Source organism: Bradyrhizobium ottawaense (assembly GCF_002278135.3).
In the GTDB taxonomy this organism is placed as follows: domain Bacteria; phylum Pseudomonadota; class Alphaproteobacteria; order Rhizobiales; family Xanthobacteraceae; genus Bradyrhizobium; species Bradyrhizobium ottawaense.
On record NZ_CP029425.2, the window covers coordinates 5,191,670 to 5,207,166 of the forward strand.

Annotated in this window: 13 protein-coding genes and 1 pseudogene; 4 read left to right on the forward strand and 10 right to left on the reverse strand. The window is 60.3% G+C overall.

The window, feature by feature from the left end:
• Positions 1 to 10: 10 nt before the first annotated feature.
• Positions 11 to 1,813: an AMP-binding protein gene (locus CIT37_RS25025; protein WP_095425809.1), complete on the reverse strand. Its 1,803-nt coding sequence runs from the start codon at positions 1,811 to 1,813 to the stop codon at positions 11 to 13.
• 146 nt (positions 1,814 to 1,959) lie between these two features.
• Entirely contained in the window at positions 1,960 to 3,159 is a 1,200-nt protein-coding gene (locus CIT37_RS25030; RefSeq protein WP_095425808.1) for an ABC transporter substrate-binding protein, read from the reverse strand.
• A 335-nt stretch (positions 3,160 to 3,494) separates the two neighbouring features.
• On the opposite strand from CIT37_RS25030, the gene CIT37_RS25035 reads away from it, so the two are divergent.
• Both CIT37_RS25035 and fabF read left to right on the forward strand, forming a co-directional pair.
• Positions 3,495 to 4,655 (forward strand): iron-containing alcohol dehydrogenase, encoded by a 1,161-nt coding sequence (locus CIT37_RS25035; protein WP_095425807.1) that lies wholly within the window; start codon positions 3,495 to 3,497, stop codon positions 4,653 to 4,655.
• Positions 4,656 to 4,699: 44 nt separating this feature from the next.
• Positions 4,700 to 5,962, forward strand: coding sequence for a beta-ketoacyl-ACP synthase II (gene fabF, locus CIT37_RS25040; RefSeq protein WP_095425806.1), 1,263 nt, complete (start codon positions 4,700 to 4,702; stop codon positions 5,960 to 5,962).
• 259 nt (positions 5,963 to 6,221) lie between these two features.
• Here fabF and CIT37_RS25045 read toward each other — a convergent pair whose 3' ends face one another.
• From CIT37_RS25045 to CIT37_RS25055, 3 genes and pseudogenes are all read right to left on the reverse strand, one after another.
• Positions 6,222 to 6,995, reverse strand: a complete 774-nt coding sequence (locus CIT37_RS25045) for an SDR family NAD(P)-dependent oxidoreductase (protein WP_095425805.1) — start codon at positions 6,993 to 6,995, stop codon at positions 6,222 to 6,224.
• A gap of 79 nt (positions 6,996 to 7,074) precedes the next feature.
• Positions 7,075 to 7,371, reverse strand: coding sequence for a YciI family protein (locus CIT37_RS25050; RefSeq protein WP_095425804.1), 297 nt, complete (start codon positions 7,369 to 7,371; stop codon positions 7,075 to 7,077).
• Positions 7,372 to 7,431: 60 nt separating this feature from the next.
• Positions 7,432 to 8,243, reverse strand: a pseudogene (locus CIT37_RS25055) (oxidoreductase).
• Positions 8,244 to 8,354: 111 nt separating this feature from the next.
• On the opposite strand from CIT37_RS25055, the gene CIT37_RS25060 reads away from it, so the two are divergent.
• Both CIT37_RS25060 and CIT37_RS25065 read left to right on the forward strand, forming a co-directional pair.
• Positions 8,355 to 9,005: a TetR/AcrR family transcriptional regulator gene (locus CIT37_RS25060; protein WP_202975896.1), complete on the forward strand. Its 651-nt coding sequence runs from the start codon at positions 8,355 to 8,357 to the stop codon at positions 9,003 to 9,005.
• Between the two features lie 532 nt (positions 9,006 to 9,537).
• Positions 9,538 to 11,178 carry an AMP-binding protein gene (locus tag CIT37_RS25065; RefSeq protein WP_095425803.1) on the forward strand — a complete coding sequence of 547 codons (1,641 nt, stop codon included), beginning with the start codon at positions 9,538 to 9,540 and terminating at the stop codon, positions 11,176 to 11,178.
• On the opposite strand, the gene CIT37_RS25070 is transcribed toward CIT37_RS25065, so the two are convergent.
• From CIT37_RS25070 to CIT37_RS25090, 5 genes are read right to left on the reverse strand one after another with little or no spacing between them, the layout of a single operon-like run.
• Positions 11,141 to 11,932 carry an aspartate/glutamate racemase family protein gene (locus CIT37_RS25070; RefSeq protein WP_161966474.1) on the reverse strand — a complete coding sequence of 264 codons (792 nt, stop codon included), beginning with the start codon at positions 11,930 to 11,932 and terminating at the stop codon, positions 11,141 to 11,143. The two genes, CIT37_RS25065 and CIT37_RS25070, sit on opposite strands and share 38 nt — an antisense overlap.
• A gap of 15 nt (positions 11,933 to 11,947) precedes the next feature.
• Positions 11,948 to 13,225 (reverse strand): NAD(P)/FAD-dependent oxidoreductase, encoded by a 1,278-nt coding sequence (locus tag CIT37_RS25075; RefSeq protein ID WP_095425801.1) that lies wholly within the window; start codon positions 13,223 to 13,225, stop codon positions 11,948 to 11,950.
• A 27-nt stretch (positions 13,226 to 13,252) separates the two neighbouring features.
• On the reverse strand, positions 13,253 to 14,044 hold the full coding sequence (locus tag CIT37_RS25080) for an amino acid ABC transporter ATP-binding protein (protein ID WP_095425943.1): 792 nt from the start codon (positions 14,042 to 14,044) through the stop codon (positions 13,253 to 13,255).
• A gap of 26 nt (positions 14,045 to 14,070) precedes the next feature.
• Complete coding sequence (locus CIT37_RS25085) at positions 14,071 to 14,730, reverse strand: amino acid ABC transporter permease (protein WP_095425800.1); 660 nt, start codon at positions 14,728 to 14,730, stop codon at positions 14,071 to 14,073.
• Between the two features lie 5 nt (positions 14,731 to 14,735).
• A complete protein-coding gene (locus CIT37_RS25090; protein ID WP_095425799.1) occupies positions 14,736 to 15,449 on the reverse strand; it encodes an aspartate/glutamate racemase family protein in 714 nt (237 codons plus the stop codon).
• Positions 15,450 to 15,497 lie beyond the last annotated feature (48 nt).

Below are 15,497 nucleotides of genomic sequence, written 5' to 3' on the forward strand. Positions count from 1 at the left end.
GAACGCCACCTCAGACCCAAGTCACATCATGATTTGGGTCCTTCCAGTAGAGACGTTCTACTTGATCAGAGCGGTTCTTCAGCACAGCACGTTGATTGACATAGGCCTTGTCGGTGATTTCTCCTGCGGCCAATGATGGCGGATCTTTCAGCAGGGAGAACGAGTAGATCCTTTCGCTGCTTCCCACGGTTTCATTGTATTCCTTGAAACGATCCTTCAGAAATTGAGTCACGAGGGGGTCACAGGTCAAATCTGATGCTGATGTCTTCGAAATCCGTACCGCCTCGGTAGGATTCAACCAGCAGAGTAGCGCGCACGATTCGCGGTTTTCTCCCGCAATGACGATGTCCAGCAATACGCCGCGAGTTGCCGCCAAAATCGCCGCGCGCATATTCCCAATCGAGATCCATGTGCCGTTCGCGAGTTTAAAGTTCTCGGAAATTCTGCCCGTAAAGCGCAGCCCAAGCTCCGGCTTCTGAGGATCCAGGAACGAGACGGTATCGCCGATGCGATAGAACCCCTCCTCATCGAAGGCCTTTTCCGTCAAATCCGGCCTTCCGAGATAACCGGGCGTAACGTTGGGTCCCTTGACCCTAACCTCGAAAGTATCTGAAACAGGAATCAGCTTCAGTTGCAGCCCCGGCGCGGGAAGACCAATCTCGCCCGGCTGCTCGGTTGCCCAATGGGTCGTACTTATTGTCGGGGCCGTTTCGGTAGTGCCGTAGCCCGACATCACCGGAATGCGCCGGCCGGTGATCGACGATATCAGTCGATAGAGTTTTTCAAGCGTGGTTTCCGAAATTGCAGCCCCGGCGTAGCTCAATCTGTCCAACCGCTTGAACACGGCGGCGCCAAGGTCGCGATCGTTCTCGATCACGTCACACAGGAGATTATAGCCGGCAGGCACGTTGAACATCGCGGTCGGCGAAATCTCCTTGAGATTCGCGACTGTCTTGTGGAAGAGCTGAGGCAGCGGCCGGCCGTCGTCGATGTAAAGCGTCCCGCCATTCTTGAGAATCCCGTGAAGGATCACATTGCTGCCCATGGTATGATGCCAGGGCAACCACTCAACCTGCACCGGTGCGTCCGGAGGAGATACCAGCAGACTTCCCATTTGCAAGGAGCTCGCCATCATGCGATGGGTGTTGAGCACGCCTTTGGGGAAACCGGTCGAACCGGATGTGAAGAGAATCTTTGCAACGGCGTCGCAGGAAATTGCCCGCGAAGCATCCGCAAATCCTTCGTTCCCAGTTCGGGATGTCAGTGCGCCGAAAGGCACGGTGTCCGGCCCACCATCGACGCTGATCCAGGTCGCGGCCGCCAGTTCGGGAATGGAGCGCCCGGCGGAAAAGCCGCTCGCGCTCTGGACGAAAACGAAATTCGGGCGCAACGTTTCCGCGATATCCTTGAGACGAGCCAGGCCGCCGGGCATCAGCGTGTAGTTTGGCGATATCGGCGCCAGGATCACCCCTATCGACATCGCGGCAAACGAGATCAACGCGTTCTCGATGGAGTTTCCTGAAAGTATCGCCAGCTTGTCAGCCGGCTTTGCGCCCATATCGATCAGGCTTTGGCCGACCGCCTGAACCTGCGACCATGCTTCGCTATAGGTGATCTCGTCCCACCCCCCATTCGCATTGCGTTGCGCGAGAAAAATTCTATCCGGGACCGAACCTGCCCAGCTCGGAAGAAAATCGGTGATGCGCCAGTCACACTTCCCCAATTCGAGGGGCGAGCTCAACACGAGCGTTCCATCGGTTCGACGATCGATGGAAAGCTCCCTCGCCGCAAACGTCAGTGCCTTCGTCGACATCGAAAACGACCTCCTGAATTGCTGTGATGGTCCGATGAGCGCGCGAGACGAGGTTCAACCGGGTGCCCATCACTGCTGTGCCCGACCGGACCGGTCGGCAGTTCGCCCCCGCTAACTACCTCGCCCGTCGCTTCGCTAATGCGAGGTCACTCGGACCTGGCGTCCAGCACTTCTCCGAAGCCTTCCCAGCTTGCGCCCGTCCATCGCTGCAACCGCATCTGGGTCCAGATCATGTTCTCGGTGTCGCTTGTATTGACCTTGATGCCGGGCAGCGCCGTCGGAATGACGAAATCCTTCAGGTTCTTGGCCTGCGCCAGAATATTTTTGCGAGACAGGTCGTTGCCACACTGCTTCAGAAGCTGCTCGAGAAGGATGCCTTGCTGATAGCCGGTCAGATAGCTGCCATTGGTGACATCGACACCCGGCAAATACTTGTCCAGAAATGACCGGTAGGACTGCATGGCAGAGTCGTCTTTCCAGGTCGGATCCACAACGTCCTTGTTGGTCGTGCCGACGATCACGCCGACCGATTTATCAAGGCCCGCGGGCGTGAGCGTGCCTCCGACCGAGCTGGAAGGAAAATTGATGATCACGGTCGCCTTCCAGCCGATCAAAGAGGCTTGCCGGATGGCTTGCGCCGCGAACTTCGGCGTGCCGGCGATCACAAGAGCATCGGCACCGGAACTCTTCAGGTTGACGACCTGTGAATCAACCGTCGGTTCGGTGACCTCATAGGAAGCAGTCACGACCTTTCGGTCGAAATCCTTTCCGAGAAACGCCTTGAAGGCGCTGACATAGTCTTTACCGAGGTCGTCGTTCTGATAGAGGATTGCATACTTGGCGTTTGGCAGGGCCTTCGTCAGATACTTTGCATAGATTTTGCCCTCGGTGTCGTAACTGACAAGACCTGTCGTGGTCATCGGGTAATTGACGACGTCCGTGAACTTGGATGACCCGCTGATAATTGCGATGCTAGGCACCCCTTTCGACCGCAGGTATTTTGCAGTGGCCGAAATGCCGGGAGTGCCGAGCTGGCCGAACATGAACGACACTTCGTCGCTTTCAACGAGCTTGCGAACGTGCTCCACCGCCTTGGGAGGACTATATCCGTCGTCATAGGCGATGTAGTTGATCTTGCGTCCGTTGACGCCACCGCGGTCATTCAGGGCCTGAATGTAGGCCATGAGTCCCTTGCCCACGAGGCCGATGGATGACGCCGGTCCGCTGAAAGGAAAAACCCCGCCGACCTTGATCTCGGTAGCAGAGATTCCCGGCTCTTCGGCAGCGAACGCCGGCCCGCTCAAAAACAGAGCCAGAGCCGCAAGGATCTTCCATCTCACCAACATTGCTCGTCCTCCCAAACGTTGACCCTTTTCGGGTACCGGCTTTGTTTTGTTGCGCCGCGGCTACTCGTCGCTCGTCATTGCGAAGACGCATCGACTGACCGGTCCAGCCGCATCCGGCACATAGCGGCCGTTGCGTTCGGCCATCTTCTCGCTGGCAGCTTACAGTTCTTTTTTTGAACTCGTCAAGCGGCTAGACGATCGTTTTCGTTTCGCGAACGGCAGGCTGGCTCCAGCCAGCTTTGGAATTGCTGTGGTAGGTAGATCACTCCTTCGTTGCGCCCGCCCACTATTGGTACTATCTTCAATTCTATTTTAGAACTTAAAGGGAGCAAGAAATGCGCAAAGCAGGGATACACAATTTTCCGGCAATCGATCGTGTCGTTTACGGTAAGGCTGCTGCTGACGCTTTGAACGATGAAGCGGTGCGACTGGATGCCAGGCGCGTCTTCCTGACCGTCAGCCGAACCTTGAACACCAGGACCGACGAGATCGAGAAGATCCGGCGTGCGCTCGGCGGCAGGCACGTCGCGACCTTCGACGGAATTGCAGAGCACACTACGCGCAAGCAAGCTGCCGAGGTTGCCCGTCAAGCCAAGGACGCAAGAGCCGATCTGGTCGTCGCCGTGGGCGGGGGGTCGGCGATCGATCTCGCCAAGATCGTCATCATGGCGATGGAACATGACATCCGCGATGAAGCGGGCTTTGATCCCTTCCCCATGGGACCGGGCGTCACCGTCTCTCCGTTCCGGGCGCCCAAGGTCCGACAGATCGCGGTGCCATCCACGCTGAATGGCGGCGAATACAATGCAGCAGCGCTTGTCACGGACGAACGCAACAGGCTGAAGCAGATCTTCTTCCATCCCCAGATGATGCCGGTCTCGATCATTCTCGACCCTGCTCTCACCGTTCACACGCCTTCCAAGCTGTGGATGGGATCGGGAACGCGCTCGATGGACCACGGCACTGAAGCATTGTGCTCGCCCGCAGGCACGCCACTCGCCGACGAGGTCGTCCTGGCAGGCATCCGCACCCTGCGCGAGGGGATGCTCCGGACCTTGCAGCAACCTGATGATCTGGAGGCGCGTCGACTGTCTCAATACGGCGCGTGGCTCGCCGCTTTCGGCCTCCAGGCGCGGGTCCCGATGGGAGCCAGTCACGGTATCGGCCATGTGCTTGGCGGGACCTTCGGCGTTCCGCACTACTATTGCACACCGGTCATCATGCCGAGCCTGCTTCGCTACAACAAGCCGTTCACCGAGGATGCGCAGAAGCGTTTGGCGACGGCTCTTGGCGCCCCGGGAGGCGACGCCGCAGACGCCTTTGCAGCATTCACGAAATCGCTTGGACTACCTGTCCGACTCGCTGATGTCGGCATAGGCGAAGACAAATTCGATCTGATTAGCAAGATTGCAATCAATCATCGCTTCGTACAGGCCAATCCGAGGCCCTTCAAAAACGAAGCCGAGATCATTGATCTGCTGCGAATGGCAGCTTAGCTGCCATCGGGGACGATGGATCAAGATTGGAAGGTAATCTCATTATGCGTCGTGTCGTTGTTACAGGGTTGGGACTGGTATCCCCGCTGGGTTGCGGCAGTGAGTTGGCATGGTCGCGCCTGCGCGAGGCCCGTTCAGGGCTGGCTGCCCTTCCCGAATGGGCGGCTGCCCTTCCCGCGCGGGTCGCTGGAATCGTGCCGACAATGGCCGACGATCCGGATGGCGGCTTCGATCCCGGTCTGGTCGTTGCTCCCAAGGACCAGCGGAGGATGGATCGCTTCATCCTGTTCGCACTGGTCGCCGCGGCCGAGGCCATTGCACAAGCCGCATGGACTCCTTCCGACGCACACTCGCTCCAGCGCACGGCGACCGTGATCGCATCGGGCATCGGAGGCTTTCCGGCAATCGTCGAGGCGGTTCGCACCACCGATCAGCGCGGGGTCAGGCGCCTCTCACCCTTCACCGTGCCGTCCTTTCTCGCAAATCTCGCGGCCGGTCATATTTCCATCCGCTACGGCTTCAAGGGCCCCATCGGTACGCCCGTTACAGCTTGCGCCGCGAGCGTGCAGGCGATCGGCGATGCCGCACGCCTCATTCGAGGCGACGAAGCGGATGTTGCGATTTGCGGTGGCTCGGAAGCCTGCATCGATCTCGTTAGCCTCGGCGGCTTCGCCGCTGCCCGGGCCCTTTCAACGGGCTTCAACGAAACGCCAGCGCGCGCGTCCCGCCCCTTCGACCGCGACCGCGACGGCTTCGTCATGGGTGAAGGTGCCGGTATTCTCGTCGTCGAAGAGTTGGAACATGCGCTCCGCCGCGGCGCCCAACCGATCGCGGAAATCGCCGGCTATGGCACGACGGCTGACGCCTACCACATCACCTCAGGACCAGAAGATGGAGACGGCGCGCGTCGCGCGATGGAAGGCGCCTTGAGGCAGGCCGACCTCAAGCCCGGTGACATCCAGCATCTCAACGCCCATTCCACTTCGACGCCGGTTGGCGACATTTCCGAACTGGAAGCGATCAAATCCGTGTTCGGCCGCGACGGTAAAGTTGCCGTGAGCGCTACCAAATCGGCGACTGGTCATCTGCTCGGTGCAGCCGGGGGAGCGGAAGCGATCTTCACGATCCTCGCGTTACGCGACCAAGTCGCGCCGCCCACTCTCAATCTCGAAAATGGCGACGCGGCCGCGGAAGGCGTCGACCTCGTCTCTCGTGAGGCCAGGCGCATGACGATAGAGCATGCGATTTCGAATGGATTCGGCTTCGGAGGCGTCAACGCCAGCGTCATCTTTCGACGTTGGCAATGAAAAAGAATCGATAGCTCCGACGCCGAATAACACGTCCATGCTGATGAAAGCGATGGCCGATCGATCAGGCGGACATGGGGGCGCTACGATCAAGCGCAAGCAATCGTACAAAATCGTTGGTTGTCGTACAAAATCGGCTCGTGGTGGTGGGGGAAGCACTCGAGTTCCGGCGGCGCGCTCCGAAATGGTGACCACTCTGATTGCGCAGATGTCCGATTTGCTCGCGCCGATCAGCGAGCGACGACGACCAACTTCGCCGTCAGGCCCGATAACGCGCGGCTGGTTTGGAGTTGCCGAAGCCTGCCGCCAAAACGCCGCGCGCCTTCTCAAAGGCGTCCCACGCCGCCACATCGGGCACCGGTGGAATTGTCACCAATTCCTTGCGATCGAAGCCGACCAGGGCCGCATCCACGAGATCTTCAACCTCCATGACATTGGGCACCTTGCTGGCGTCGCCACCGGCTCGTTCGTAAATCTCGGTGCGCGTGGCCGCAGGCAACACGGCCTGCACATAGACGCCCTTCGACGCGACTTCGGCAGCAAGGCCTTGCGACAGCGTCATCAGGTATGACTTGGTCGCCGGGTAGATGCCCCGGGAATATTCGGGGAACAGAGCCAGCACCGACGCGATGTTGATGATCGCGCCGTTGCCGCGTTCAACCATGCGGCCGACGACGGCGGACGCGAGCAACGTCGGTGCGACCACGTTTAGCCGTAGCAGTTCGTCCATCTTGACTGGATCGGCGGTCGCGAAATCACCGAGCAACGCCGCGCCTGCATTGTTGACGAGGATGTCGATGGGCGGGTCGGAGCGGAGGCGCCGGAGAACCGGTTCGAGTTGGGAGCCGTCGACCAGGTCGGCCGTGATGACTTCGACCGCAATGCCATGCGCATTGCGCAGTTCGGTGGCAAGGGCGTTGAGCCTGTCAGTCGCGCGAGCGACGAGCACGAGATCGTGGCCGCGTGCGGCCAGACGGCGTGCGTAAACTGCGCCGATGCCACTCGAGGCGCCGGTAACGAGTGCGATCGTCATGGATGTTGTCCTGATTGAGTTTTGAGCATCGGGATGCTGTGCCGGGGATCGGTGGTGACAGATCGTCGGAGCGGCACGTTTAGCCGCGCGCCTTCAGATGAAGCATCGGATGATGCTCATAGTGACCGGCGCCGTTCTTCACGATGGGGTCTTGCGAGGTGATCGCCTTGATGTCTTGGTCATCGGCGATCTGATAGAGCGACACGCCATAACCGCCGCTCGGGTCCATGACAGGGCCGTGCGCGACGATCTGCCCCTTTGCGAGCAGATCATCCAGGAACGCGCCGTGCTGCTTCATCCATGCTTTCTCATCGGCGGTCAGGGTCGCCAGAAAATCAGCGCGCGGCGGAATGTACTTGCACAAATAGTACTTCATGGGTCGCTCCTCGGTGAAAGAGACATGTCTGCTTGCTGGGCGATCGCTCGAGTAGCGCGATCAATCGGTCACGCCCATCTGCTTGCGAAAACTCTTCTCGAAGGTCTTTTCAGGAACAAAGCGTCGCATCAGGCGGAGACGGCCCGCTACCTTTCCAGGCGTGTACCGGATGCTCGGCTGTTTTTCGGTGGCAGCCTGCACCACCTTGTCCGCCACGGCTTCAACGGGATCGCCGGCCGCGATGCCGTTGCGCCAGGTCGCGTTCATGGCCGCGCGTCCCTTGTCGTAGACGCTCAGGATCCTCTCTTCCAGCGCGGTTCGGGTGAAGACAGGCTCGACCAGTGAGACACGAATGCCGAATGTTCGCAGTTCGTGATCGAGCGATTCGGAATAGCCTTCAACGGCGTGCTTGGTGGCGTTGTAGAGCGCTGTATATGGTCCGGGCAGGAAGCCGGCCACCGAACTGATGTTGATGATCCGGCCCTGGCCCTGCTTGCGCATGATGGGCAGCACTTCGGTGGTGGTGCGAAAGATGCCGAAGACGTTGATGTCGAACAGGCTCCGGGCTTGATCGAGAGAAGATTCCTCGGCGGCGCCGATCAAGCTGCGGCCGGCATTGTTCACAAGCACGTCGATCCGGCCTGCAAGCCCGACGACGTCCTTGATCAGTTGTTTGACGGACACATCATCGGTGACGTCGCAGCGGAGCATATGAATGCCCTGCCGCACCTCATTGGGGCAGCCTGGCGGCTGGTGCCGAACACCCGATATCCCGCTCGGAGCAGGGCAACTCCGGCCGCAAGCCCGATGCCCCCGGAAGCGCCCGTGATCAGGGCGACCTTTTCCGCGGCGCGCGATTGTGCCTGTGCCATCTCGAATTCCTTTGTCAGCGCGAATTAATGATTATGCTCGTAATCATCGCACGTTTATGATTATGTATGTAATCATTGTCAAGGTGTTTTGGGACCACGGTGCGAGCCCCGATGAAAAGGTCGCGCCAGCGTTTTGTGGCGGCCATCGCCATCGGAAGGAACGGGATCGTGAAGGTCAGCAGGGAAACGGTCGAGCAGAATCGTGAGCGGGTCATCGCGACCGCCGCAAGGCTGTTCCGGGAACGTGGGATGGACGGTATTGGGCTTGTCGACTTGATGAGGGCTGCCGGGCTCACGCCCGGAGGCTTCTACCGCCAGTTCAAGTCAAAGGACGACCTCATCGTTCAGGCGGTCAAGCGGGCCTACAAGGATATGAGCGAGGATATCGCCGGCCGAATTGCAGCGAGCGATGATCCGCTCGAGACCCTCGTGCGTTTTTACGTGTCGGACAACCACCGCGACAATCCGGGGCAGGGCTGCGGCCTTGCAGCAATGGCTGCAGACGCGGCACGTCACGACGATCCGGCGCTGCGGGAGTGCTTCGGCAGCATCGTCAGCAACTATATCGGGCTTCTCACCAAGGTCGTTCCCCGAGGTAGTGCAAAAACGAAACGGAGTGCGGCAATAACGGCGCTTGCCGAGATGATCGGATCGGTTGTCCTCTCCCGCGTGGTGTCAGATCCCGCACTATCCGGTGAGATCATCGACACGGTCTCGAATGATCTGTTGAAACGCCATGCTAAATCTTCTCGAAGCGCTTGATCGCCGATCGGCGCCACCTCCGACCCGCCGACGCACCTTCTCGAGCCATCCGTTGAAATTGCGCTCGCTTGGACAACCCCTTTCACTGGCGTCTCAATGATGCCAATTTAGGTCACCACGGTGCTACACCGTCATTTTCCGGCGGTTCGAGAAATAATGATATTGAAGGACCTTTTCGCTGCCGAAAGTCGGTGGCGGAGAGGGAGTCCGTATGAGCTCGCATCGCCATGGTTCGCCGAAGTTCAGAAATGCCTGCTATTATTGAGTTGGGTTAGACCGGCTCAGGACTGGCGGCTGCTCTCTCTGTCTCGCCGTTGCTGCGGCGAGCCGAAGCGCAGACTTACCGCTGTCTCGGAGGCTTGCTCTTATCTCTTTGAGCTAAAGCCACAGTCCTGACGAAGGCGATCGGGCGCTGCAGCGACATGTTTCATCCCTTCATTTTGGCACGATTTGTGACCATATTGGCAACAAAGAAGCTTTGTCGCGCTGTAGCGCTACCGCCTCTTGCGAAAGCAGCCGGAGGGAGGAAGAAATGGCTCAAACCGAGGCTAACTCGTATGTCCGTGGTACAGCGGATGCGCCGCTCAGCAATCTCACGATCGCGGCGTTGCTCGCTGAGACCGTCGCTCGATTCCCCGACGGTCTCGCCGTTGTATTCCGCGAGCAGGGCGTCCGCTGGAGCTGGAAAGAGTTTGCGAACGAGATCGAGGCGTTTGCCGCCGGGCTGCAGGAGTTCGGCCTTCGCAAGGGTGACCGCGTCGGGATCTGGTCGCCCAACCGCGTCGAATGGCTGGTGACGCAATTCGCGACGGCACGGCTCGGCCTCGTCCTCGTCAATATCAATCCTGCCTATCGTCTTTCCGAGCTGGGTTACGCGCTTGGCGTATCGGGATGCCGGGCTGTCGTCTCCGCCCAGGAGATGAAGACTTCGAAGTACCTCGAGATGCTCGAGACGGTTCGTCCCCAATTGCCCGGGCTGGAATGGATTATTCGAATGGGCGAAGGCCGCACGCCGAACATGTTGAACTATACCGACGTTCTGGCGAAAGGGCGCAGCACCACAATTCGCGAGGAATCTCTCGACTGCCACGACCCGATCAACATCCAGTTCACAAGCGGAACCACCGGCAGCCCGAAGGGCGCCACGCTCACGCATCATAATGTGGTGAACAATGCGCGTTTTATCGCGCAAGCGCTGAATTTCAGCGAAGCCGATCGGCTCTGCATCCCGGTGCCGCTCTATCATTGCTTTGGAATGGTTCTGGCAGTTCTCGCATGCGTCAGCACGGGCGCGACCATGGTCTTTCCGGGCGAAGCGTTCGATCCAGCCGCGGTTCTGGCCGCGGTCGCGGAGGAGCGCTGCACGGCGCTCCATGGGGTGCCAACGATGTTCATCGCCGAACTTGCGCATCCCGATTTCAAGACCTTCGACCTGTCTTCGCTGCGGACGGGAATCATGGCTGGCTCTCCATGCCCGATCGAAACCATGCGGCAGGTGGTCTCCGAGATGAACATGAGCGAGGTGACCATCGCTTATGGCATGACGGAGACGTCGCCGGTATCATTCCAGAGCTCGACAACCGACCCGCTGGAAAGGCGGGTGGCAACGGTCGGGCGCATTCAGCCGTGTCTCGAAGCGAAGGTGATCGACAAGAACGGCCAGATTGTCCCGCGCGGAGAGACAGGTGAGTTGTGCGTGCGCGGTTATTCCGTCATGCGCGGCTATTGGGACGACCCGGCGCGGACGGCGGAAGTCATCAAGGATGGATGGATGCACTCCGGCGACCTCGCGATCATCGACGACGAGGGTTATTGCAACATCGTAGGGCGCGCCAAGGACATGCTGATCCGCGGCGGCGAGAACGTGTATCCGCGCGAGATCGAAGAATTCCTGTTTCGGCATCCCAAGGTGCAGTCCGCGCAGGTCTTTGGCGTTCCGGATCAAAAATACGGCGAAGAAATATGCGCCTGGATCGTGATCAAGCCGGGCCACGATTGCACTGAAGACGAGATCCGCGAGTTCTGTCGCGGTCAAATCGCCCACTACAAGGTGCCCAGATACATTCGTTTTGTCGAGGAAATGCCGATGACGGTGACGGGCAAGGCCCAGAAATTCCTGATGCGTGATTCGATGATCAAGGAACTTGGTTTGAGCGAAAGCCAGACTGCCTAAACGGTGTGTCCGACTTCACCCCACCCGATTGCAGAAACGGCACCTGATTGGCTGCGCGGTAGAAGAAGTTGATCATCGTGTTGATGTCAAAGACAGGCAGTCCCGATACGTTCGCAACGTCCTTGGCGAAGGGACACATATTAGTGCATTCGAACAGGATGGCGCCTGGATTCTTGCAAGATGCAATGAAGGCTTGCGTCATTTCGACCATCTCGGCTCGCAGCACATCGGTATCAAGCTCTTCCCGACCGAGAATGTAGGCCGCCGGAAACTGCGCATCAGGCTTCATGCCCTGGATCTGAACGGGGATATCGTCCCGCGACCAGCCGACGCCGCGAAAGTGACCGTCGTTCATGTGATGTCCGCGCTCGGTAAAAACGCCGATGATCTTGCCGGGCGGCGCCATGGCGTGGATCAGCGGCGCCTGAATCAGGCTGGAGGTGAAAACGGGAATGTTCACAGCCGCGGCGAGCTGCTTCTGGAACGGGGCGAGGAAGCCACAGCTGGTCGTGATCGCCTTGACGCCATCGGCTTCCAGCTCCTGCGCTGCCACCACAAAGGGCTCCAGAAGGCTCGCATCCGGATGATCGCCCATGATCTTGGTCGCGTGAGCACCGTGTACGATCTTGTAGCGCACTGGAAACTCGTAGGAGAGCGCATTTCCGATGTCGCCGCGCGGGCGTGGAAATTTTGTGTCCAGCATGAGAATGCCGATCGTCTCCCCATAGTTGGTGTAGCCGCCGCTCAGTTTCATGGTCGTCTTCAGGGATCAATGGCGAAAGCGTGACGCGCCAAACGGCGCGATATAGATGCCGACAGTCCTGCCGGCAATGAGATCAGCAACGATAGAGCCCGTGATCGGGCCCGACGCCAGGCCAACATGGCCATGTCCGAAGGCATGGACAATATCTGCCGATGCTTTTGCGACGCCGATGACGGGACGCCCGTCCGGCGTCGATGGCCGGTGCCCCATCCAGCGATCGATCGTCAGGCTGGCGCGTGATCCAAGGCCAGGATACGTCCGCAAGGCATGCGCGACGAGAATCTCGACCCGCGCCCAGTCCGGCTCGGCGTCGAGCCGCGCGAGCTCGACCTGTCCCGAAAGACGCAAGCCCGCTGGGGTCGGCGTGTTGGCCATTCGTCCGTCGCTCGGCATGATCGGAAGCTTCGGACCTGCCGCAGGCGAAGCAATGACGCCGTAATAGCCGCGCTCGCTCGCCAGAGGCACGCGATCACCCGCGGCCTCAGCAAGAGCCTTCGACCAGATACCCGCGCAGATCACGGCGCGATCGCATTCGATCGGACCCTGATCGGTGACGACAGATGCGAGACGGCCACTGGTGACAACAAATCCGGTTGCGCGCGCCTTGACCAACCGCGCGCCGCGCGCACGCGCGGCATCAACGATGGCCCGTACATAGCCACCCGGATCGGTGCAATGGGCCCCTTCGTGGACGAAGGCGCCGAACTGATAGCTGGGATTCAAATCCGGCTCCCGGCGGCGCAGCTCATCGGCATCGAGCTCGAGCCAATCGAGCCCATTGTCCTTGCGAAGCCGCCAGGCAAGCGCCTCGCCGTCAAAGGCTCTGCGATCGGGATAGGCATAGAGCAAGCCCATTTGGCGGATGTAATCCGGCTTCCCAATCTCCCGTGCGAGCACCGCGTGCCGCGCCGGACCGTCACGCAAGATTGAGGAAAGCACACGCGCGGTACGCTCGACCTTCGCAACGGTCCATCCGGCCGCGAGGAAGCGGAGGAGCCAGGGCACCAGCGCCGGCAACGCTGTCCAGCGCAGCACCAGTGGCCCATTGGGGTCGAAGAGATAGCCTGGCAATTTGCGCCACAGGCCGGGCATCGACATTGGGATGATCGAGGCAGGGCTGATCCAGGCACCATTGCCATAGCTTGCCGCTTGGGGCCCGCCCGGCTCTTCCGGCTCGATCAGAGTAACGTCGCGTCCGTCCTTGATGAGCTCCCATGCGGCCGCGGCGCCGACGATACCTGCGCCAATGACAGCGATGCGCAATGGCGTCCTATCCCGCTTCATCCTTCAACCCGATCGCAGACCGTCACGTCATCCGTTCGCCGCAGCAGTCGGCAGGCCGCTGCTGTGGAAGTGGCTCAGGAAGGACCGTGTTGCCGGCTGGCTTGGCGTGTCGATCACCTGCCGGGCCGGCCCCTCCTCCACGACGATACCGTCGCGCATTAAGACGACGCTATCGGCGACCTCGCGCGCAAACGCCATCTCATGGGTCACGAGCACCATGGTCATTCCTTCGGCCGCAAGCTGGCGGACCACCGCGAGGACCTCTCCGACGAGCTCGGGATCGAGCGCAGACGTCGCCTCGTCGAACAGCATCACTTGCGGCTTCATCGCCAGGGCGCGCGCGATCGCCACGCGCTGCTTCTGGCCGCCGGACAGCTTGTCGGGGGCGACGTCGGCCTTGTCCTTCAACCCGACCTTCTCCAGCAATCCAAGCGCCGTCTCGCGCGCCGCCTCCGGCTGGATCTTCAGAACCGTGACTGGTCCTTCCATCACGTTCTGAAGGGCCGACATGTGAGGGAAGAGATTGAAGTTCTGGAACACCATGCCGGTCCGCGCGCGGAACGCCGCCAGTTCCTTGTCACGAGGCAGCTTGTGCCCGTTGGTGAAATCCATGGTGCTTTCGCCAACGCGGATGGCGCCGCTGTCAGGGATGGTCAAGAGATTGAGGCATCGCAGCAGCGTCGACTTGCCCGATCCGCTGGGCCCGATCAGCGCGAGCACACCGCCGCGGGGGACGCGAAGCGATATGTCCTTCAGAACGCTGACGGCCCCGAAGGACTTTTTGACATGAACCAGTTCGATCATCGCGTTGTCCGACACAGAACCATTTCCCTCTTTGATCGACATTATCGTGCCAGCCGCGCTTCAAGCATGCTCGCAGCGCGCGTCATCGGGAACAGGATGAGGAAGTAGATCACCGCGATCATCGTGTATGTCTCCAATGGCCGGTAGGTCGCGGATGTGATGAGCTGCCCCTGGTAAAGCAGGTCCGGGACCGCCAGAACCGAGAGCAGCGAGGTGTTCTTCAGTTGCAGCACCGCCTGGTTGACGAGCGGCGGAATCATTCGCTTCAGAGCCTGCGGCATCACGATGCGCTTCATCAGGTCGAAGCGGCGCATGCCAAGCGCTCGGCCGGCGTCCCATTGCCCCATATCGATCGACACGATGCCGCCGCGGATGATTTCCGAATAGAACGCGCCGCCGTAAAAGCTCAGCGCGATGAACGCCGCGACGGCGGGAGAGAGCTCAACGCCGATCAGCACCGGAAGCGCGTAATAGATCCACACCAGCTGGACCAGCACCGGCGTACAGCGAAACACCTCGACCAACATCACGAGGGGCGCCGAGACGAACCTGATCTTGGACAGGCTGGCGATCGCGACCACACATCCGATCACAAATCCGCTCGCCGCGGTGAGGATGGTAAAGCCGATCGTATAAGCGGTGCCAACGCCGATCAACCTGCTGTATTGCAGGAGGAAACCAAAATTCCAGTCATAATGCATCGCAGCTATCCCATGCTCGGCGATTGCGAATGGGCGCTCTGGATCAGTCCCGAATAGAACCAGCGCCCGAGCGTGATGATGTCGTAGACCGGCAGTCCGAACTCGCGTGACACCTCCTCCGAAAACGGCGGAAGATTGGTGCATTCGAAGACGATCGCGCCAATGTCCGGATTGCGCGAAAGCAGCGCGCCGACGGCCGCGTGCACGTCGCGCCGCAGTTCGTCGCGATCATAGGGGCGGCCGTGTTCGATATGCGCGCGCAAGCTGCCGCCCGGCGGAAGGCCGACGCAAGGCGTGTCCGGATCGGCTCCGACTCCGGCAAAATGCCTGTCCGTCAGCGCCTCCGCATCGTAGGTGATAACCCCTGCGCGACGGCCGCACGGAAGGCAGCGCTCCACGATAGGCAATTGCAACAGGCTCGACGTCGCGAGCGGCAGCTTCATTCGCGCGGAAAGCTCGCGCTGACGCGATGCCAGAAAGCCGCACGACGTGGTCAGGCCGATCGCGCCCTCCGCACGCAGTTCGTCGCCGGCTGCGACGAATGCGTCCTGGAGGTCGGAATCGTCGCCGTTCACGATCTTGCGTGCCGTCGCGCCCGGGACAGTCCTGAAGACGACGTCGAAGGGCCAGCTTGAGGCGTGCCCCACATCTCCCGGCGGGCGCTCGATCGCGATGTCCAGCATGATGATGCCCAGCGGAGGATGGCGTCCATGTCGCATCGATCAGATGTTCCCTGTCCAAACTCAACGACGCTGCTGAAACGAAAC

Excerpts from the sequence above, each read along its gene's own strand:
- CIT37_RS25025 (WP_095425809.1), bottom strand. The coding sequence starts at position 1,813 with ATGTCGACGAAGGCACTGACGTTTGCGGCGAGGGAGCTTTCCATCGAT.
- CIT37_RS25030 (WP_095425808.1), bottom strand. The coding sequence starts at position 3,159 with ATGTTGGTGAGATGGAAGATCCTTGCGGCTCTGGCTCTGTTTTTGAGC.
- CIT37_RS25035 (WP_095425807.1), top strand. The coding sequence starts at position 3,495 with ATGCGCAAAGCAGGGATACACAATTTTCCGGCAATCGATCGTGTCGTT.
- fabF (WP_095425806.1), top strand. The coding sequence starts at position 4,700 with ATGCGTCGTGTCGTTGTTACAGGGTTGGGACTGGTATCCCCGCTGGGT.
- CIT37_RS25045 (WP_095425805.1), bottom strand. The coding sequence starts at position 6,995 with ATGACGATCGCACTCGTTACCGGCGCCTCGAGTGGCATCGGCGCAGTT.
- CIT37_RS25050 (WP_095425804.1), bottom strand. The coding sequence starts at position 7,371 with ATGAAGTACTATTTGTGCAAGTACATTCCGCCGCGCGCTGATTTTCTG.
- CIT37_RS25060 (WP_202975896.1), top strand. The coding sequence starts at position 8,355 with ATGAAAAGGTCGCGCCAGCGTTTTGTGGCGGCCATCGCCATCGGAAGG.
- CIT37_RS25065 (WP_095425803.1), top strand. The coding sequence starts at position 9,538 with ATGGCTCAAACCGAGGCTAACTCGTATGTCCGTGGTACAGCGGATGCG.
- CIT37_RS25070 (WP_161966474.1), bottom strand. The coding sequence starts at position 11,932 with ATGAAACTGAGCGGCGGCTACACCAACTATGGGGAGACGATCGGCATT.
- CIT37_RS25075 (WP_095425801.1), bottom strand. The coding sequence starts at position 13,225 with ATGAAGCGGGATAGGACGCCATTGCGCATCGCTGTCATTGGCGCAGGT.
- CIT37_RS25085 (WP_095425800.1), bottom strand. The coding sequence starts at position 14,730 with ATGCATTATGACTGGAATTTTGGTTTCCTCCTGCAATACAGCAGGTTG.
- CIT37_RS25090 (WP_095425799.1), bottom strand. The coding sequence starts at position 15,449 with ATGCGACATGGACGCCATCCTCCGCTGGGCATCATCATGCTGGACATC.